Here is a 19,131-nt window from a genome sequence, read left to right on the forward strand (position 1 = left end):
TTTGTGGCGAGGGAGCTTGCTCCCGCTCGGCTGCGAAGCAGCCGTAAAATCGGCACTGCAGTTCTGGCTGACAGAACGCGGTGACTGGTTTGGGCCTGCTTCGCAGGCCAGCGGGAGCAAGCTCCCTCGCCACAGGTAAGCCGCCCCACCACAAAAATGACTCGTTGCTAGTGCGATCGGTGCACTACTGCGCCGGCCGCGAGCGCAATTGCTCCGCTGCTGCCTGGGCCAGGTCCGGCGGCAGGAAGTCGCGGTCGGGGTTGTAGTCGGGCTTGAGGTAGCGTGACAGGTCTTGCAGGTCCGCCGGGCTCAACGTACCGGCCGCCTGCTTGAGGCGCAGGTTGTCGAGGATGTAGTCGTAGCGGGCGTTGTTGTAGTTGCGCACCGAGGTGTACAGCTGACGCTGGGCGTCGAGCACATCGACGATGTTGCGGGTGCCCACCTGGTAGCCGATTTCCGTGGCTTCCACCGCGCTCTGGTTGGAGATGATCGACTGGCGCCGGGCCTGGACCTGCTCCACGTCGGTGTTTACCGCGCGGTGCAGGTTACGGGTGTTTTCCACCACCTGGCGGCGCAGGCCTTCGCGTTGCTGTTCGGTCTGGGTGAGCTGCGAGTAGGACTCGCGTACCTGGGAGCTGGTCAGCCCGCCGCTGTAGATCGGGATGCTCAGTTGCAGGCCGATGGTGCGTTGCTCGGCATCGCCGCCATAACGCTGGCCGGTGGGGCTCGGGTTGGTGAAACCGAGGCCGTCGTTGTCGCCTTTTCTATACTGGGCTATCGCGTCGAGGGTCGGTGCATGGCCAGCCTTGCGTTGGCGCAGGGTGTCCTCGGCGGCATCGACGGCGTAGTTGCTGGCCAGCAGGTTCAGGTTCTGCTTGGCCGCCGTGTCGACCCAGGCCTTGGCATCGTTCGGCGTCGGCGGCAGGATCGGCAAGGTGTGGACGATGCCCTGAAGCGAGTTGTACTGGCGGTTGGTCAGGGTGATCAAGGCTTCGAAGGCGTCTTCGACCTGGCGCTGGGCGAGGATCCGGTTGGCCCGTGCTGTGTCGTAGCTGGCCTGGGATTGCAGCACGTCGGTCTTGTCCGACAGGCCTACGTCGAAGCGTTCGTTGGACTGGTCGAGTTGGCGCTTGAACGCGGCTTCCTCGGCCTTGGTCGAGGCCAGGTTGTCCTGGCTGCGCAGCACGTTGAAGTAGCTCTCGGCGCTTTGCAGGATCATGTTCTGTTCAGTGGCCGACAGTTGCAGCGACGCTTGTTCGTCGACGGACTTCGCCGCCTGGAGCTGGAACCAGCGGTCGGCGCGGAAAATCGGCTGGGACAGCGTCGCCTGGTAAACCGTGGAACTGCGGTTGGCGGTCATCGCCGGCTGGTCAAGCTCGGTACGCGTGTTGTTCAGATCGGCGCCGGCCGAAAGGTTGGGCAACAACCCGGCGCGAGCCTGGGGCACCACTTCCTTCTGGGCGCCATACTGGGCGCGGGCAGCGGCCAGGTCGGCGTTGTTGTCCACCGCTTCCTGATACACGCTCACCAGGTCGGTTTTGGTGGTCAAGGGCGCTTCGGCGGCCCAGGCCATTGCGTTGGACGCACAAGACACGGCCAGGGCCAGTGAAAGTTTGCGCAGCATGAGGCTATCCCTAGTTCGCAAATGAGTGCGCATAAGTGGCGCGCGGCGTAGCGAGTGTAGTTGCGCCTGCGCGCGGCAACAATCCTGTATATGCGCCATTCATCACGCCTTTTGCCCTGACGATGGCGTTCTCTCGTGGTTGTGTCTAGACTGGCCGGGTTCTTGTCGGGGTGCCTTGCTATGAGGCTGAGATCGAATAATTTCGGATCCCGTTGAACCTGATCAGGTTAGCGCCTGCGTAGGGAACAAGATTTCTCGTCACCCGGCGAGTCCTCTTGTGCTTCGTCCGGGATGTCGTTCGACCATTGAACGCACTCGAGCAGCAAGCACAGCGTCCGCACTTTCGTGCAGGGACGCGTCCATTCGTTACAGGTTCGCTCCGACAAAAATCCACTGCCTGGATGTGTGTCTGGAGAGCCCGTGATGACGACAAAATCAAAAAACGCGATCAACCTCAGTGATTCGGCCAAGGTCGATGAGCAATCGGTTCAGCCCTTTACCCGCTCGCAAAAAATCTATGTCCAGGGCAGCCGCCCGGATATCCGCGTGCCCATGCGCGAAATCAGCCTCGACGTGACCCCCACCGACTTCGGCGGCGAAATCAACGCGCCGGTGGTGGTGTACGACACCTCGGGCCCGTACACCGATCCGAACGTGGTTATCGACGTGCGCCAGGGCCTGGCCGACGTGCGCTCGCCGTGGATCGAGGCCCGTGGCGACACCGAGCGTCTTGCCGGCCTGAGCTCCAACTTCGGCCAGGAACGCCTGGCTGATCCCGAGCTGACCAAGCTGCGCTTTGCCCATGTGAACAACCCGCGTCGCGCCAAGCCGGGTGCCAACGTCAGCCAGATGCACTACGCGCGCAAAGGCATCATCACCGCCGAGATGGAATACGTCGCCATCCGCGAAAACATGAAGCTGGAAGTCGCCCGCGCCGCTGGCCTGCTGGACCAGCAACACGCCGGCCACAGCTTCGGCGCCAGCGTGCCGAAAGTCATCACCCCGGAATTCGTGCGTGACGAAATCGCCCGTGGTCGCGCGATCATCCCGGCCAACATCAACCACACCGAACTGGAACCGATGATCATCGGCCGTAACTTCCTGGTGAAGATCAACGGCAACATCGGCAACAGTGCGCTGGGTTCGTCCATCGAAGAAGAAGTGGCGAAGCTGACCTGGGGCATCCGCTGGGGTTCGGACACGGTCATGGACCTGTCCACCGGCAAGCACATCCATGAAACCCGCGAGTGGATCATCCGCAACTCGCCAGTGCCGATCGGCACCGTGCCGATCTACCAGGCCCTGGAAAAAGTCGGCGGCGTGGCTGAAGACCTGACCTGGGAGCTGTTCCGTGACACGCTGATCGAACAGGCCGAGCAGGGCGTCGACTACTTCACCATCCACGCCGGCGTGTTGCTGCGCTATGTGCCGATGACCGCCAAGCGCGTCACCGGTATCGTCAGCCGTGGCGGTTCGATCATGGCCAAGTGGTGCCTGGCGCACCACAAAGAGAACTTCCTCTACACCCACTTCGAAGACATCTGCGAAATCATGAAGGCCTACGACGTCAGCTTCTCGCTGGGCGATGGCCTGCGTCCGGGCTCGATTGCCGACGCCAACGACGAAGCGCAGTTCGGTGAGCTGGAAACCCTCGGCGAGCTGACCAAGATCGCCTGGAAGCACGACGTGCAATGCATGATCGAAGGCCCCGGCCACGTGCCGATGCAACTGATCAAAGAGAACATGGACAAGCAGCTCGAGTGCTGCGACGAGGCGCCGTTCTACACCCTCGGCCCACTGACCACCGACATCGCGCCGGGTTACGACCACATTACCTCCGGTATCGGTGCGGCGATGATCGGCTGGTTCGGTTGCGCCATGCTCTGCTACGTCACGCCGAAGGAACACCTCGGCTTGCCGAACAAGGATGACGTGAAGACCGGGATCATCACCTACAAGATCGCCGCCCACGCTGCCGACCTTGCCAAGGGCCACCCGGGCGCGCAGATCCGCGACAACGCCTTGAGCAAGGCGCGTTTCGAGTTCCGTTGGGAGGACCAGTTCAACCTCGGCCTGGACCCGGACACCGCCCGCTCGTACCACGACGAAACCCTGCCGAAGGACTCGGCCAAGGTCGCGCATTTCTGCTCGATGTGCGGGCCGAAATTCTGCTCGATGAAAATCACCCAGGAAGTGCGCGAGTACGCGGCCAACCAACGCATCGAGGCGGTGGACGTGGACGTTGCCCAGGGCCTGGCGGAGCAGGCAGAGCGGTTCAAGAAGGAAGGTAGTCAGCTTTACAAGAAAGTCTGATTTGAGCTGAGCTGAGGGTGGCGGTGTCCTCACTGCCGCCTTCGCGAGCAGGCTCGCTCCCACAATGGATCTGCGGTGAACACAAGATTTGTGAACGACCGAGATCCACTGTGGGAGCGAGCCTGCTCGCGAAAGCAATCATCAGAACAACAAATATCCTCCTGAGATAACAACCCTTGAACATCCAACCCAGCACCTACTCCCCAGACACCGCCGTCCCCCTGGACAAGCGCGTCTTCGGCGCTCGCGATCTGTTTTCCCTGTGGTTCTCCCTGGGCATCGGCCTGATGGTCTTGCAGGTCGGTGCCTTGCTCGCGCCGGGCCTGGGCTTGAGTGGCTCGTTGCTGGCGATTTTCCTTGGCACGCTGGTGGGCGTCCTGCTGCTGGCGGCCGTCGGCGTGATCGGCAGCGACACCGGCCTGTCGGCCATGGCGGCCCTCAAGCTCAGCCTCGGCGGCAAGGGCGCGAGCGTGCCGGCGGTGTTGAACCTGCTGCAGCTGATCGGCTGGGGCTCGTTCGAAATCATCGTCATGCGTGATGCCGCCAGCCTGCTCGGTGCCCGAGCCTTCAGCGAAGGCAGCCTGGGCTCCAACCCTCTGCTGTGGACACTGTTCTTCGGTGCCCTGGCGACCCTGCTCGCGGTCAGCGGGCCGTTGACGTTCGTGCGCAAGGTCCTGCGCAAGTGGGGTATCTGGCTGCTGCTGGCGGCGTGTATCTGGCTGACCTGGAACCTGTTCGCCAAGGCTGATCTGGTCGCGCTGTGGGCCCAGGCGGGCGACGGCTCGATGCCGTTGGCGGTGGGATTCGATATCGCCATTGCGATGCCGCTGTCCTGGCTGCCGCTGATCGCTGACTACTCGCGTTTCGGCAAGCGCGCCAAGAATGTCTTCGGCGGGACTGCCGTGGGCTTCTTCATCGGTAACTTCTGGCTGATGAGCCTGGGCGTGGCCTACACCCTGGCGTTCGCGCCGAGCGGCGAAGTCAACGCGTTGCTACTGGCCTTGGCGGGCGCCGGGCTGGGCATTCCGCTGCTGCTGATTCTGCTGGACGAGTCGGAAAACGCCTTCGCCGACATCCACTCGGCGGCGGTTTCCAGTGGCATGTTGTCGGGGCTGAAGGTCGAGCACCTGGCCTTGGCGATTGGCGTGCTCTGCACCTTGATCGCCTGCTTCGCACCGTTGGCGCAGTACCAGAACTTCCTGTTGCTGATCGGCTCGGTGTTCGCGCCGCTGTTCGGCGTGGTGCTGGTGGACCACTTCATCCTGCGCAAACGCAGCAGCCAAGTGGTGTCAGCCGCGTTGCGCTGGCCGGCCCTGTTGGCCTGGTTGGGTGGGGTGAGCACTTATCACCTGCTGGCCAACTTCTATCCGGACATCGGCGCAACCCTGCCTTCGCTGATTCTGGCAGGGTTGCTGCAACTGTTGCTGGGCCGGGCTTTCAGCTACGGCCGGGGAACAGCTCGGGCTTGAGGATGCCATTGAGGCGTGGGTAAGCGATCTTCAATTCGATGTGGCCCAGGGCGTACGGCGCGATGGTGCTCACTTCGTACTTGAGGATCACCCCGCCGTAGGTCAGCGCCACGTGTGGGGTTTTCTGGAAGGACCACTGTTTCAGGAACTCGGGTTCCTGATCCAGCTTGGTGCTGATCAGCCAACTGTTGTGGGCGACCTGGGCGGCTTTCCAGAACGCTTCTTCCTGGCCCGGCAGCAGCATGTCCGACAGCGTCAGCACCTTGTGTTGCTGGCGCGAATAGTTGATGAAGCCGCGCCCCGGCGTGCCGTGAGCGCCGCCGGTGTCCAGGTAGCTGGACAATTCGATGATCACCAGGCCGTCATGTTGCTCACGTACCTTGGCCTGCAAATAGCTGCTGTTGCGCGGGGCGGCGTTGCGCAGGAACTGCTCGCGATAGGCGACAAGCGTCGGCGCCGCCGGGGCGTCCGGCGCGGTGCGGGTCATTTGCAGCAGGCGTTTTTCAACGATGCCGTCCAGGGCTGGCTCGGTGGGAAAGTGCAGGGTGTCGATGTTCACCAACGGGCAGTCGGCACTGGCGCAACCTTGTTGCAGTTGTTCCGACGCGTCGCGGGTGGTTTCCAGCGGTGCGCGATAATTGGGTTGGAACAGGCTTTGGCAAGCGCCCAGGGTCAGGGCAATGGCGGCCACGGAGGCAGTTTTGAAAAGCGACATGGGCGTCCTTCATGGAACAGGGAAAGGCGAAAAGTTACCCGCTTCGACTGCCAGCAGGACAATCAGTTCGCCACTAAGCTCATTAGAGTTCTTTCACCTTCTGCCGTCCATCCCGATGAGTGGAAAGGGGCTGCATCAAAGGGTACGGGCGCGTTAGGATGGCGCGAAGCCGAGGTTGGAACCTCGTATTGATCCACTGCACACGAGGATTGTCATGACCGATTTCGCCAACGCCACACCGAACGCCGTGGAAATCGTCAAGCGCGAGAGCTGCTTCCAGGGTTTCTACAAGCTCGACCGTGTGCATCTGCGCCATGAGTTGTTTGCCGGTGGCATGAGCCGTGAAATCAGCCGTGAATTGTTCGTGCGCCATGACGCGGTGTGCGTGCTGCCTTACGACCCGCAGCGCGATGAAGTGGTGCTCATCGAGCAGTTTCGCGTCGGCGCCATGGGCAAGACCGGCAATCCCTGGCTGGTGGAACTGGTGGCCGGCCTGATCGACAAGGACGAGCAACCGGAAGAAGTTGCTCATCGTGAAGCGCAGGAGGAAGCTGGGCTTGCCTTCGCTGCGCTTTGGCCGATGACCAAGTATTTTCCATCTCCGGGCGGCAGCGATGAATTCGTTCATTTGTACCTGGGGCGTTGCGACAGCAAGGGGGCGGGCGGGCTCCATGGCCTGGCGGAAGAGGCGGAAGATATCCGCGTCAAAGTCTGGTCTTTCGAAGATGCCCTGCAAGCTGTGCGCGACGGACAAATCTGCAATGCACCGAGCATCATCGCCCTGCAATGGCTGGCCTTGAATCGCGAGGAAGTGAGGGGGCTATGGTCCTGAACAAGCTGCGCGATCGCTATCGCGTCGATCTGGTGGGGTTGCAGGCCGCCTGCGAGGCCAACTACGCCCGCCTGATGCGCCTGTTGCCAGACATGCGCAACGACCCGGCGCCTCGGCGCATCGCCGTGACCCACGGCGACCAGATGCTGGGCGTGTTGGCCCTGGAAGTGCTCCAGGCCTGTCCCTACACCACCACGCTGCAAGTGCGCCAGGAGCACAGCCTGCCCTGGCTGCCGGTGCCGCAGCTGGAAGTTCAGGTCTATCACGATGCGCGCATGGCCGAAGTCGTCAGCGCCGAACATGCACGACGCTTTCGCGGCATCTATCCTTACCCCAATGCGTCAATGCACCAGCCGGACGAAAAGGCCCAGTTGAACCTGTTCCTGGGTGAGTGGCTGAGTCATTGCCTGGCGCTGGGCCACGAGTTCGAAGTCGTTCGGTAGTTGTGAACCGGTTCCGGTTCGCGGGTTTCCCCTTTCGATCATCCCCCAGCATAATTGCGGCTTCATGCAACGGCGTGACTGCGCCTGGGAGAGAGCGATTTGCCGAGCGTATCCAGCTTGACCACTGCCGATGCGGCGTTATTGGTCCAACTGTCCGACAGCCATTTGTTCGCCGAGGCCGATGCTTCGTTGCTGGGCATGAATACCCGTGACAGTTTGCGAGCGGTCATTGATCTGGTGCTCAAGCAGCAGCCGGACATTGACCTGATGCTCGCCACCGGGGATCTGTCCCAGGACGGCACGTTGGAATCCTACGCGGCGTTTCGGCAGTTGACTGCGCGAATCGATGCGCCGGCGCGGTGGATTCCGGGTAACCATGATGAGCCGCAGGTGATGCTTGAGGCGGCGGTCAAGAGCAGGTTGCTCGATTCGGTGGTGGACATTGGCAATTGGCGCGTGACGATGCTGGATTCTGCCGTGCCTGGTTCGGTGCCGGGTTTTTTGGCCGAGGAACAGTTGATTCTGTTGGCCAATGCCTTGAGCGAGGCGCCGGAGCGGCATCATCTGGTGTGTCTGCATCATCATCCTGTGTCGATTGGGTGTGTGTGGATGGAGCCGATCGGGTTGCGTAATCCGGAGGCGCTGTTTGCGGTGCTGGATCGGTTTCCCCAGGTGCGGGCGGTGTTGTGGGGGCATGTGCATCAGGAGGTTGACCGGATGCGCGAGGGGGTTCGTTTGTTGGCTTCGCCTTCGACTTGTATTCAGTTTGAGCCGGGGAGTGAGGATTTTGCGGTGGGCTCGCAGGCGCCTGGGTATCGGTGGTTGCGGCTCTTGCCGGATGGGCGATTGGAGACGGGGGTTGAGCGGGTGGTTGGGTTTGCGTTTACCCCCGACTATGGCTCCAACGGGTACTGAGTTCGATCCTGTTTATTGTGGGAGCGAGCCTGCTCGCGAAGGCTTGATTGAGTACATATCCATTTCTGCGGTAACGGCTGCTTAGGGTTCCGCCCTGACGGCGGGTCACTTTCGAAGAGCCCGGAAGCCGGCCCAGTCGAAAGTAACCAAAGCGCTTCTGCCCCACCACTTGGCACCTCGCTTTGGCTCGGTGTGCCCTCACTCCGGCATTGCTCCGTGGGCCCGCCGCGAAGGGCCATCCATGGCCCAGCGCGGCTATCCCGGCATCCATGCCGGGATGCCCACTCCACAATGCCTGCGTTCGGCCATCGTGGTTAACGGGGCGTCCGAGATCAACGTCCACCGCGAGGCGGCCTAGTAGCCGACCTGGCTCTTCCGGTCGTACACCCATCAGATCTGTTTGAGCAGGACCTGTGGGAGCAAAGCTTGCTCGCGAGGCGGCCTGATAGCCGACCTAGCTCTTCCGGTCGTACTCCTATCCCATTGTGGGAGCGAGCCTGCTCGCGAAGACGGCGGCACATTCAGCATTGATGCAAGCAGACCCACCGCTATCGCGAGCAAGCTCGGCTCCCACAGGGATCGGCGGTGGACACGGATCTTATAAACGACCCAAAACCTGTGTGGGAGCGAGCTTGCTCGCGATGGCGGCCTGACAGCCGACCAGGATTGTGGGAATGGTCGGACAATCCTCCGGGCTGCAGCAGATTTTTCCGACGAGCTCTGGCGGTTGCTGGGTGGGAAGTGCTGTCGCTAACCTTTTCCCGTCGCTGAAAGTTCAGCGGCCGGGCCTGGAAACCCGAAAGTAGAAGGGCGTTATTTCAATCCTAGTGGAGCGCCAACATGTCTGAAGATAACTCTGGGCCAACAAAAAACGATTCCATTTCTCCCGAAGCCAGCCAGGTTCCCCCGATCCTCGATGAAGCCGCCAAGCGCGCCATCGACCATTATCTTGACCCCAAACCTCAATCCAAAAAGAAAAAACCCTCAGGTCAACTGTTCACCGTCGTGGACGGTGTCGACACCGAAAGCCTGCTGGCCAACCTCAGCGAAACTTTGGCCTCAGCCGATGCCATGGTCAGCGACCTTGCCTTCGACCTGAAAGGCTCGCGACGCCATGTTGCCCTTGGCATTCAGCAACTGATCGAGCTGGGCGCTTTATTGGCGAATCGGATGCTGGACAACGTCAATACACACACCTGACCACACCACGCGCAGAAGCGAGCAAGCTCGCACAGGAGGAACATGGTCTCACCAAGAACCAGGTCGGCTACTAGGCCGCCTCGTGGTGGACGTTGATCTCGGCGCCCCGTTAACCACGATGGCCGAACGCAGGCATTGTGGAGTGGGCAACCCGGCATGGATGCCGGGTTAGCCGCGCTGGGCCATGGATGGCCCTTCGCGGCGGGCCCACGGAGCAATGCCGGAGTGAGGGCACACCGAGCCTAGGCGAGGTGCCGAGTGGTGGGGCAGGAGCGCTTTGGTTACTTTCGCGCTTTTCGAAAGTGACCCGCCGTCAGGGCGGAACCCTAAGCGGCCGTTACCGCAGAAATGGATATGTACCCGGTCAACAAAAACCTGCCCGGCTGTCAGGCCGCTATCGCGAGCAAGCTCGCTCCCACAGTTTGATCGAAGTACAACCGGGAGAACCAAGTCGGCTACAAGGCCGCCTCGCGAGCAAGCTTTGCTCCCACAGCCGCCGTGATCGACGGGTCATCGGAGGCGACAACACGGTCAAATCCCCCCCCCAACCACCGCAATCTCCCTGTAAACTCCGGCTTTTGCCCAACACCCAGGGAGTCGGCAATGTCGGGTTCGATCCTTTATATCCATGGCTTCAACAGCGCCCCAGCGTCGACCAAGGCCTGTCAGTTGACCGAGGTGATGGCACGCCTGGGTTTGGGCGACCAGTTGCAGGTGCCCGCCTTGCATCACCACCCCCGCCAGGCCATCGGTCAGTTGGAACAGGCGATTACAGAACTGGGGCGCCCGCTGCTGGTCGGCAGCTCGCTCGGCGGCTACTATGCGACTCACTTGGCCGAGCGCCACGGCCTCAAGGCCCTGTTGATCAACCCTGCCGTCAGCCCGCATCGGATGTTCGACGGCTACCTGGGCACGCAGAAGAATCTGTACACCGACGAAACCTGGGAATTGACCCACGACCACGTCACGGCCCTGGCCGAACTGCAAGTGCCGGCGCCCCGGGATCCGCAGCGATTTCAGGTATGGTTGCAAACCGGTGACGAAACGCTGGATTATCGCCACGCCCAGCAGTATTACCGCGCCTGTGCCTTGCGCATCCAGGCCGGCGGCGACCACAGTTTCCAAGGGTTTGCCCAGCAGTTGCCGGCGCTGTTGAGTTTTGCCGGCATTGGCGCCGATTTGTACCAGGCGATCGACTTCACGTCGCTGTGAGCCCATCGCCCCTTTTTCATTGAACACTGACGACGAGACCCCATGGCCACTCCCAGCGCTAGCTCTTATAACGCAGACGCCATCGAAGTCCTCTCGGGCCTCGACCCGGTGCGCAAGCGCCCCGGCATGTACACCGACACCAGTCGGCCGAACCACCTCGCCCAGGAAGTCATCGACAACAGTGTCGACGAAGCCTTGGCCGGGCACGCCCGTTCGGTGCAGGTCATCCTGCACGCCGATCACTCGCTGGAAGTCAGCGACGATGGCCGCGGCATGCCGGTGGACATTCACCCCGAAGAGGGTGTGTCGGGCGTCGAGCTGATCCTCACCAAGCTCCATGCCGGCGGCAAGTTTTCCAACAAGAACTACCAGTTCTCCGGCGGTCTGCACGGGGTGGGTATTTCCGTGGTCAACGCCTTGTCGACCCAGGTACGGGTGCGGGTCAAGCGTGACGGCAACGAATACCAGATGACCTTCGCCGACGGCTACAAGGCCACCGAGCTGGAAGTGGTCGGCACCGTCGGCAAGCGCAACACCGGGACCAGCGTGTATTTCGCCCCGGACCCGAAGTATTTCGATTCGCCGAAGTTTTCCGTCAGCCGCCTCAAGCACGTGCTCAAGGCCAAGGCCGTGTTGTGTCCGGGGCTGCTGGTCAGTTTCGAGGACAAGGCCACCGGCGAGAAAGTCGAATGGCATTACGAAGATGGCCTGCGCTCCTACCTGGTGGACGCGGTCAACGGTTTCGAACGCCTGCCCGACGAGCCGTTCTGCGGCAGCCTGGCCGGTAACAAGGAAGCGGTGGACTGGGCACTGTTGTGGCTGCCCGAAGGCGGCGAAAGCGTCCAGGAAAGCTACGTCAACCTGATTCCCACGGCCCAGGGCGGTACCCACGTCAACGGCTTGCGCCAAGGGTTGCTCGATGCGATGCGCGAGTTCTGTGAGTTCCGCAACTTGCTGCCCCGTGGCGTGAAGCTGGCGCCGGAAGACGTCTGGGAACGCATCGCCTTCGTGCTGTCGATGAAGATGCAGGAACCGCAATTCTCCGGCCAGACCAAGGAACGCCTGTCGTCCCGCGAAGCGGCGGCGTTTGTCTCCGGGGTGGTCAAGGACGCGTTCAGCCTGTGGCTCAACGCCAACCCGGAAACCGGTTTGGCCCTGGCCGAGCTGGCAATCAATAACGCCGGCCGTCGTCTCAAGGCCAGCAAGAAGGTCGAGCGCAAGCGCATCACCCAGGGGCCGGCATTGCCGGGCAAGCTCGCCGATTGTGCCGGGCAGGACCCGATGCGTTCCGAGCTGTTCCTGGTGGAAGGTGACTCCGCCGGCGGCTCTGCCAAGCAGGCGCGGGACAAGGAGTTCCAGGCGATCCTGCCGCTGCGGGGCAAGATCCTCAATACCTGGGAAGTGGACGGCAGCGAAGTGCTGGCCAGCCAGGAAGTGCATAACATCGCGGTGGCCATCGGTGTCGATCCGGGCGCCGAGGACATGAGCCAGCTGCGCTACGGCAAGATCTGCATCCTCGCCGACGCCGACTCCGACGGCCTGCACATCGCCACGTTGCTCTGTGCCTTGTTCGTTCAGCATTTCCGCCCGCTGGTGGATGCCGGCCACGTCTATGTGGCGATGCCGCCGCTGTATCGCATCGACTTGGGCAAGGAAATCTACTACGCCCTGGACGAAGCCGAGCGCGACGGCATTCTCGATCGCCTGGTGGCCGAGAAGAAACGCGGCAAGCCGCAGGTCACCCGATTCAAGGGCCTGGGCGAGATGAACCCGCCGCAGTTGCGTGAAACCACCATGGATCCCAACACGCGCCGCTTGGTGCAGTTGACCCTGGATGATTTCGAAGCGACGTCGGAAATGATGGACATGCTGCTGGCGAAGAAACGCGCTGGTGACCGCAAATCCTGGCTTGAATCCAAAGGGAACCTGGCCGAGGTGCTGGCCTGATGCGCAACGGTTTCGCCCTGGCGTTGTTGCTGTGGGCGGGGGTTGTGGTCGCAGGGCCTGCACCGGAGCTGAAGCTGCTGTCCGAGCATGCCGTTGATGGCATGCGCGGCGGCAATTTGTCGGGGCTGGCGCTGTGCGGCAGCGACATGTGGACGGTGTCTGATCGCGACGATGACCGGATCTACCGCCTCACGCCCGTCGATGCGCCGGTCTGGCAAGCCGAAGTGGTTGAAATCGAGGTGCCGAAGGTGCCGGACAGCGGTTTGCCCTGGGGCTTGAAATCCCGAACCTGGGCGGCGTCGTTCCTGCGCGGTGGCGAGCTGGATTTTGAAGGCATCAGTTGCGACAGCGCCGGTAATCGCTATGTGGTCAGCGAATCTCACGCCGCGGTGTTGCAGGTACCACCAGCGGGACCGGCGTCCTGGTTGAAAATCGCACCAACAATGATCCGCCAGGCCCGCGCCAGTGGCATGTTGTTGCATTTCAATGCGTTGTTCGAAGGCTTGGCAATCAATCCGGCCGGTGACCAGCTGTGGTTGGCGACCGAGCGCGAGCGTCGCGGCCTGCTGCTGATCAAGCGCCAGCAAACGGTGTGGGACTGCGATGGCAACTGCGTGTTGCTGAGCGAAGCGGGGTTGGAAATGCAGCCGGCGCAGGTCCCCAAGGCCAAGGCGGTTTCGCGGGATTTCGCCGACCTGTCATTGTTCGATGGCAAGCTGTTTACCCTGGAGCGCAATGCCTATCAGATCTGCCGGCGTAACCCGCAGAGCGCCCAGGTGGAACGTTGCTGGTCGTTCGCCGCCGAGGCGTTGCAGGATAACCGCCGTTATCCCCAGCCCTATGGGCTGGCCGAAGCGCTGGTGGTGGACGCCGAGGGTTCCTGGATCGGCCTGGACAACAACGATGGCTCGCGGGCAGATGGTGAACAGCGGCCAATCGTCTGGCGCTTCGCCGCGCCCGAGGGTGGCTGGAGTGCCTCGCCATGAGCCAGCAACTGCCAGGCAAGCGCGCCGGCCGGGTGCTGATGATCCTGGCTTGGTGTGCGGCGCTGTTTCTGGCGACGCGGTTTTTTGCCCAATGGGAGCAGCGTCAGCAAAATCCCAATACCCAGGTGTATTCGCAAAAAGGCGAAGGTTTTATCGAGGTGAAGCTGGTCGGCAATACGCAGGGGCATTTTGTCGCCAGCGGCCAGATCAACGGCCAGCCGGTGGACTTCATGCTCGACACCGGCGCCACCGACGTGGCGATTCCGGTGGAGTTGGCCGAGCGCCTCAAGCTGGAAAAAGGTTTCGGCGTGACGTTGAGTACCGCCAACGGTTTGAGCGAGGGCTATCGCACCCGCATCGACCGGCTGCAATTGGGTGACATCGTCTTGCGCGATGTCCGTGCCCTGGTGGCGCCAGGCCTGGGTGGCACGCAAGTGCTGCTGGGCATGAGCGCCCTGAACAAACTTGAATTTACCCAGCGCGACGGCACCATGCTGCTGCGCCAGACAACGAACTGATGAGGCCCGCATGAGCGACATTCTTGCAGACAGCTTAGACGGCGTAGAACGCCGATCGCTGGCTGACTTCACCGAAAATGCCTACCTCAATTACTCCATGTACGTGATCATGGACCGCGCCTTGCCGCACATCGGCGATGGTTTGAAGCCGGTTCAGCGGCGGATCATCTATGCCATGAGTGAGCTGGGGCTGGACGCGGATTCCAAGCACAAGAAATCGGCGCGTACCGTCGGTGACGTGCTTGGTAAGTTCCACCCCCACGGCGACTCGGCCTGCTATGAAGCCATGGTGCTGATGGCCCAGCCATTCAGCTATCGCTACACGCTGGTGGACGGCCAGGGCAACTGGGGTGCGCCGGATGATCCCAAGTCGTTCGCGGCCATGCGTTACACCGAGGCGCGGTTGTCGCGCTATTCCGAAGTGCTGCTCAGCGAACTGGGCCAGGGTACCGCGGACTGGGGGCCGAACTTCGACGGCACCCTCGACGAACCCCTGGTTTTGCCGGCGCGGTTGCCGAATATTCTCCTCAATGGCACCACCGGCATTGCCGTGGGCATGGCCACTGACGTGCCGCCCCACAACCTGCGGGAAGTGGCCACGGCGTGCGTGCGTCTGCTGGATGAGCCCAAAGCCACGGTGGAGCAGCTCTGTGAACATATCCAGGGCCCGGACTATCCGACCGAAGCGGAGATCATCACGCCGCGTGCCGACCTGCTGAAAATCTACGAGACCGGTCGCGGTTCGGTGCGCATGCGCGCCGTGTACCACATTGAAGACGGCGACATCATTGTCACGGCGCTGCCGCATCAGGTCTCCGGGGCCAAGGTGTTGGAGCAAATTGCCGCGATGATGCAGGCAAAACCGTCGAAAGCGCCGCAAGTGGCGGACTTGCGTGACGAATCCGACCACGAAAACCCGTGCCGCATCGTGATTATCCCGGTCAACAGCCGGGTCGACCACGACGCGCTGATGCAGCACCTGTTCGCCAGCACTGACCTGGAGTCCAGCTACCGGGTCAACATCAACATCATTGGCCTGGACGGCAAACCGCAGTTGAAAAACCTGCGGGCATTGCTGGTGGAATGGCTCGAGTTCCGGGTCAAGACCGTGCGCCGGCGCCTGCAATTCCGCCTGGACAAGGTCGAGCGCCGCCTGCACCTGTTGGACGGCTTGCTGATTGCCTACCTCAACCTGGATGAAGTGATCCACATCATCCGCACCGAGGAGCATCCCAAGGCCAGCCTGATCGCCCGTTTTGCCCTGAGTGAAATCCAGGCCGACTACATCCTCGACACCCGCCTGCGGCAGTTGGCGCGGTTGGAAGAGATGAAGCTGCGCGCCGAACAGGATGAATTGCTCAAAGAGCAAGCCAAGCTGCAAGCCCTGCTGGGAAGCGAAGCCAAGCTCAAGAAGCTGGTGCGTACCGAACTGCTCAAGGACGCCGAAACCTACGGCGACGACCGTCGCTCGCCCATCGTCGAGCGTGCCGAAGCCAAGGCGCTGACCGAACACGACCTGTTGCCGAACGAGAAAGTCACCGTCGTGCTGTCAGAAAAAGGTTGGGTGCGCTCCGCCAAGGGTCATGATATTGACGCGACGGGGCTTTCCTACAAGGCCGGGGATGGCTTCAAGGCCTTGGCGGCCGGGCGTTCCAACCAGTTTGCGGTGTTCGTCGACTCCACCGGACGCAGCTATTCGGTGCCGGCGCATACCCTGCCGTCGGCTCGCGGCCAGGGCGAACCGCTGACCGGTCGTTTAACGCCACCGCCGGGTGCAACTTTTGAATGTGTGCTGATGCCTGATGATGATGGACTGTACGTAATAGCATCGGACGCAGGTTACGGGTTCGTGGTCAAGGGTGAGGACCTGCAAGCCAAGAACAAGGCGGGCAAGGCCTTGTTGAGCCTGCCGAACAACGCCAAGGTGATTGCGCCGCGGCCGGTTGCCGATCGGGAGAACAACTGGCTGGCGTCGGTCACCACTGAAGGCCGGTTGCTGGTGTTCAAGATCAGCGACCTGCCGCAGTTGGGTAAAGGCAAGGGCAACAAGATTATTGGTATTTCCGGCGAACGGGTCGCCAGCCGTGAGGAATATGTCACGGATATTGCAGTGTTGCCGGAAGGCGCCACGCTTGTGCTACAGGCAGGCAAGCGCACGCTTTCGTTGAAGGCGGACGATCTTGAGCATTACAAGGGTGAACGCGGTCGGCGGGGCAACAAGCTTCCAAGGGGATTTCAGCGAGTCGATGCGCTGCTCGTCGAAAACCTCAATTAGGCGTACTAGAGGGCTCGGTCTGCGATTAAATGCCGCAGATCGATACTTTCGCGCTGGAGTCGGCGCGCATATTCACGGATGATAGGCCCTTTCAAGCGCCGGCGTGGCCGAGCGTTCTTCATAATGACCGAGTATTTTTTCACTGTGGCAAGCCTTGTGGCTGCCACCTGGACGGAACGATGACTGCTCTGCGCCTTCCTATTTTGTGGCTCGCCGGCCTGCTTGGCCTGGCGGGCTGCAGCATGAACCAGCCGGTGTCGCTGTACCAACTGGACAGCGGAACCCCGGCCCAGCCTGCGCAAAGCACAGGCATGGCAGTATTGCTGGGGCCGGTCCTGATCGCCGACTACCTGCAACGCGAAACCTTGTTGCAACGCCAACCGGACGGCAGCCTGCAGGCCGCCACTGATGGTCGTTGGGCTGGCAGCCTGTCTTCTGACATCGATCAGTTGCTGCTGCGCCAGGTCGCCGGGCATCTGGACAGCCAGCGTGTAGTGCTGGCACCCGCGACCCAAGGCTTCACCCCGGATGTACAGGTGCTGCTGTCGATTACCCGCCTGGACTCGGGTAAAGCCCAGCCGGCAGTGCTCGATGCCCAATGGCGATTGATCGACCGTCGTGGCAAGGTGCGTGAGAACCGCATCGTTCATCTGCAAGAGCAGCATGCCGGCACCACGGCGGCACAGGTCCAGGCCCAGGGTGTGCTCCTGCAACGCCTGGCCGAACAGTTGTCCGTGTCGCTCAAGCCTTTGGCCAACCAGCCTCCTGTTGCGGCTGAAGTCCCGCGCAAGGCTGCTCCTGCCCCGGCCAAGCCGGTGGAAAAGGAAAAGGACAAGATTCCCATGGCCTTGCCAATTCGCACGGACATGGAAGTGTTCAGGTTCTGATGGTTGGACCTGATACAAGACAAAGCCCGCGTTGATGCGGGCTTTGTTGTTTCTGCCGATTGGGTTTTCCGGCGCCTGTATCGGCCCTATCGCGAGCAGGCTCGCTCCCACAGGAGGTTCTCTGTATGGCCACAGGCCCCTGTGGGAGCGAGCTTGCTCGCGATGAGGCCGGCCCAGACAACAAAAAAGCCCGCAGACAATCACTCATCTGCGGGCTTCGTCATTTCAAGTCCTGAGACTCAGGCCTGGCGCTCATGCATCCGTGCCAGTTGCCGCTCGAGCATCGACGGATAAGGCTCCATCAAGCGCTCCACGCAGCACGCGCCTTCGGGGCTGGCGATGGGGCGGATGCGGGCGCGCTGGCGGATCAGGGCGTCGTCGTTGATCTTGCGCTCCACCAGCAGCAGGTTGCGGCTGTGTTGCGACAGCGCCAGGGCGTCCTGGGCGGTTTCGGTCAGCAGCAGGTCGATCTGGCTCAGGCCGAACAAGCCATCGCCCAGGGTCAGGCCCAGTTGCAGTTGCAGGGTGATGCCGCTGTCGGCGACTTCGATCTGCAGTTGGTGGCCCAAGGCGCGCAGCAACTCACCGCAGCAAATGGCGTTGGTCAGGTAATCGTCGCCGCTGTCTTCGGTGTGGAACAGCATCAGCGTGCTGCCGTCGTTCAGGGTGTGCAGTTCGCCCTGATAGAGCGATGCGGCCTGGTCGAGGCAGTCGCGGTAGCGCTCGAGCAATTCCTTCAGGCGCGCCTGGGGCAGGCGGCGCAGTTGGTCCTGGGCGCCCAGTTGCACGGCCAGTACGGCGCTGTGCTGGGGCAGGTTCGAGGCGACTGGCCTGGCGACCGGTTGAGGTGCTCCATCGACTGATTCGTCACGCAGGTCGGCGAATGCGTCGTCGTCCTCGTCCTCTACCGTACGTACCATGTGGCGTGGTGACGGTCTGGAGGCGGGCATCGGCTGGCTTTCATCAAACCCTGGGTCGCGCAGGTTACGCACTTCGAAGCCAGGCTCGGCATCGTCGTCCACGTAGTCGATGTCTTCAGGTTCCGGCAACGGCTCAGGTTCTGGCGCGAAGCTGGCGTGCAGTTGCCGGGCCAGGTCGCCGATTTCGTCCTGGCGCTGGGTGGCTGGCGTGTGTTCGTCGATGTCCCGCAGCCAGACACGCAATTGCAGCAGCGGCGTAGAGATGTGTCGCCCCAGGCGCAGGCTCAAGGCCAGTGCCAGCGCCAGCAGTATCGCGCTGAGGATGCCCATGCTTTGCAGGCTGATGGTCATCGGTTGTTGGAACTGGTCCATGTCCAGGCTGATGCGCAGTTGCCCGGCGGTCACGTCCTGGAAGGTGATCTTGCTCTGGTACATGCCGCCGGACTCGCTCAGCAGGCCCGGCTTGGGACGCTGTCCGGCCTCGGCGAGGATGCGGTTGTCCACGCTGTAGATGGCGGCGTGGGCCACCAGTTTGTTCTTGGTCAGGTTGTTGAGCAGCACATTGAGGCTGAGGATGTCGTTGGACACCAGCAGCTCGGTGGCGGACGTGGCGGTCTGGGTGGTCAGGCTTTCACCCAGGGCATCGGCCTGTTCGTGCATGGCCTGCTTGAATTGCAAACCCATCACGCAGGCATAGATGACCAGGGCCAGGGCGACCAGGATCACGTTATGGCTGGCAATGCGCAATGCAATCGGCACACGACGGTGACGCAGTGCACGGAAGATCAGCAGGAAGAAGTTGTCGGTTTTGACTGGCGTGGGCCGGTTCACTGAGCTCGGCTCTTTGTCCGTGAAATTGACGCGCAGTATAGCGA

At 61.9% G+C, this 19,131-nt stretch carries 16 protein-coding genes and 1 riboswitch; of the genes, 13 read left to right on the forward strand and 3 right to left on the reverse strand.

Features of this window, described 5'->3' with window-relative positions:
* Positions 1 to 184 precede the first annotated feature (184 nt).
* Complete coding sequence (locus HU749_RS03595; protein ID WP_079301627.1) at positions 185 to 1,624, reverse strand: TolC family outer membrane protein; 1,440 nt, start codon at positions 1,622 to 1,624, stop codon at positions 185 to 187.
* A gap of 156 nt (positions 1,625 to 1,780) precedes the next feature.
* Positions 1,781 to 1,886: riboswitch (TPP riboswitch) on the forward strand.
* A 161-nt stretch (positions 1,887 to 2,047) separates the two neighbouring features.
* Between HU749_RS03595 and thiC the strand changes: the two genes are divergently transcribed.
* Both thiC and cytX read left to right on the forward strand, forming a co-directional pair.
* Positions 2,048 to 3,937 carry a phosphomethylpyrimidine synthase ThiC gene (gene thiC / locus HU749_RS03600; RefSeq protein ID WP_046065570.1) on the forward strand — a complete coding sequence of 630 codons (1,890 nt, stop codon included), beginning with the start codon at positions 2,048 to 2,050 and terminating at the stop codon, positions 3,935 to 3,937.
* Between the two features lie 176 nt (positions 3,938 to 4,113).
* Positions 4,114 to 5,406 (forward strand): putative hydroxymethylpyrimidine transporter CytX, encoded by a 1,293-nt coding sequence (cytX, locus tag HU749_RS03605; RefSeq protein ID WP_095962263.1) that lies wholly within the window; start codon positions 4,114 to 4,116, stop codon positions 5,404 to 5,406.
* On the opposite strand, the gene HU749_RS03610 is transcribed toward cytX, so the two are convergent.
* Positions 5,375 to 6,121 (reverse strand): DUF3298 domain-containing protein, encoded by a 747-nt coding sequence (locus HU749_RS03610; RefSeq protein ID WP_095962262.1) that lies wholly within the window; start codon positions 6,119 to 6,121, stop codon positions 5,375 to 5,377. The two genes, cytX and HU749_RS03610, sit on opposite strands and share 32 nt — an antisense overlap.
* Before the next feature lie 214 nt (positions 6,122 to 6,335).
* On the opposite strand from HU749_RS03610, the gene HU749_RS03615 reads away from it, so the two are divergent.
* From HU749_RS03615 to HU749_RS03665, 11 genes are all read left to right on the forward strand, one after another.
* A complete protein-coding gene (locus HU749_RS03615) occupies positions 6,336 to 6,953 on the forward strand; it encodes an NUDIX domain-containing protein (RefSeq protein ID WP_046065568.1) in 618 nt (205 codons plus the stop codon).
* Entirely contained in the window at positions 6,944 to 7,396 is a 453-nt protein-coding gene (locus HU749_RS03620) for a DUF1249 domain-containing protein (protein WP_014336275.1), read from the forward strand. The genes HU749_RS03615 and HU749_RS03620 overlap by 10 nt, the downstream gene beginning before the upstream one ends.
* A gap of 99 nt (positions 7,397 to 7,495) precedes the next feature.
* Complete coding sequence (gene cpdA / locus HU749_RS03625; protein ID WP_079301632.1) at positions 7,496 to 8,311, forward strand: 3',5'-cyclic-AMP phosphodiesterase; 816 nt, start codon at positions 7,496 to 7,498, stop codon at positions 8,309 to 8,311.
* A 169-nt stretch (positions 8,312 to 8,480) separates the two neighbouring features.
* The gene (locus HU749_RS03630) at positions 8,481 to 8,669 is read left to right on the forward strand and encodes a nucleoid-structuring protein H-NS (RefSeq protein WP_217870593.1); all 189 of its coding nucleotides are present in this window, start codon (positions 8,481 to 8,483) and stop codon (positions 8,667 to 8,669) included.
* Positions 8,670 to 9,151: 482 nt separating this feature from the next.
* Complete coding sequence (locus tag HU749_RS03635; protein WP_186651100.1) at positions 9,152 to 9,511, forward strand: DUF6124 family protein; 360 nt, start codon at positions 9,152 to 9,154, stop codon at positions 9,509 to 9,511.
* Between the two features lie 603 nt (positions 9,512 to 10,114).
* Complete coding sequence (locus HU749_RS03640; protein WP_046065565.1) at positions 10,115 to 10,723, forward strand: YqiA/YcfP family alpha/beta fold hydrolase; 609 nt, start codon at positions 10,115 to 10,117, stop codon at positions 10,721 to 10,723.
* A 42-nt stretch (positions 10,724 to 10,765) separates the two neighbouring features.
* Positions 10,766 to 12,670, forward strand: a complete 1,905-nt coding sequence (gene parE, locus HU749_RS03645; RefSeq protein ID WP_014336281.1) for a DNA topoisomerase IV subunit B — start codon at positions 10,766 to 10,768, stop codon at positions 12,668 to 12,670.
* On the forward strand, positions 12,670 to 13,656 hold the full coding sequence (locus HU749_RS03650) for an esterase-like activity of phytase family protein (RefSeq protein ID WP_095963045.1): 987 nt from the start codon (positions 12,670 to 12,672) through the stop codon (positions 13,654 to 13,656). Before parE ends, HU749_RS03650 begins: the two co-directional genes overlap by 1 nt.
* On the forward strand, positions 13,653 to 14,174 hold the full coding sequence (locus HU749_RS03655; RefSeq protein WP_046065563.1) for a retropepsin-like aspartic protease family protein: 522 nt from the start codon (positions 13,653 to 13,655) through the stop codon (positions 14,172 to 14,174). Before HU749_RS03650 ends, HU749_RS03655 begins: the two co-directional genes overlap by 4 nt.
* A 10-nt stretch (positions 14,175 to 14,184) precedes the next feature.
* Complete coding sequence (gene parC, locus HU749_RS03660; RefSeq protein ID WP_014336284.1) at positions 14,185 to 16,449, forward strand: DNA topoisomerase IV subunit A; 2,265 nt, start codon at positions 14,185 to 14,187, stop codon at positions 16,447 to 16,449.
* A gap of 179 nt (positions 16,450 to 16,628) precedes the next feature.
* Positions 16,629 to 17,336 carry a PqiC family protein gene (locus tag HU749_RS03665; RefSeq protein ID WP_046065562.1) on the forward strand — a complete coding sequence of 236 codons (708 nt, stop codon included), beginning with the start codon at positions 16,629 to 16,631 and terminating at the stop codon, positions 17,334 to 17,336.
* A gap of 239 nt (positions 17,337 to 17,575) precedes the next feature.
* Here HU749_RS03665 and HU749_RS03670 read toward each other — a convergent pair whose 3' ends face one another.
* Positions 17,576 to 19,087, reverse strand: coding sequence for an AhpA/YtjB family protein (locus HU749_RS03670; RefSeq protein WP_186651102.1), 1,512 nt, complete (start codon positions 19,085 to 19,087; stop codon positions 17,576 to 17,578).
* Between the last annotated feature and the right edge of the window lie 44 nt (positions 19,088 to 19,131).

Origin of the sequence: Pseudomonas ogarae (genome assembly GCF_014268695.2) — a bacterium.
GTDB lineage: Bacteria > Pseudomonadota > Gammaproteobacteria > Pseudomonadales > Pseudomonadaceae > Aquipseudomonas > Aquipseudomonas kilonensis.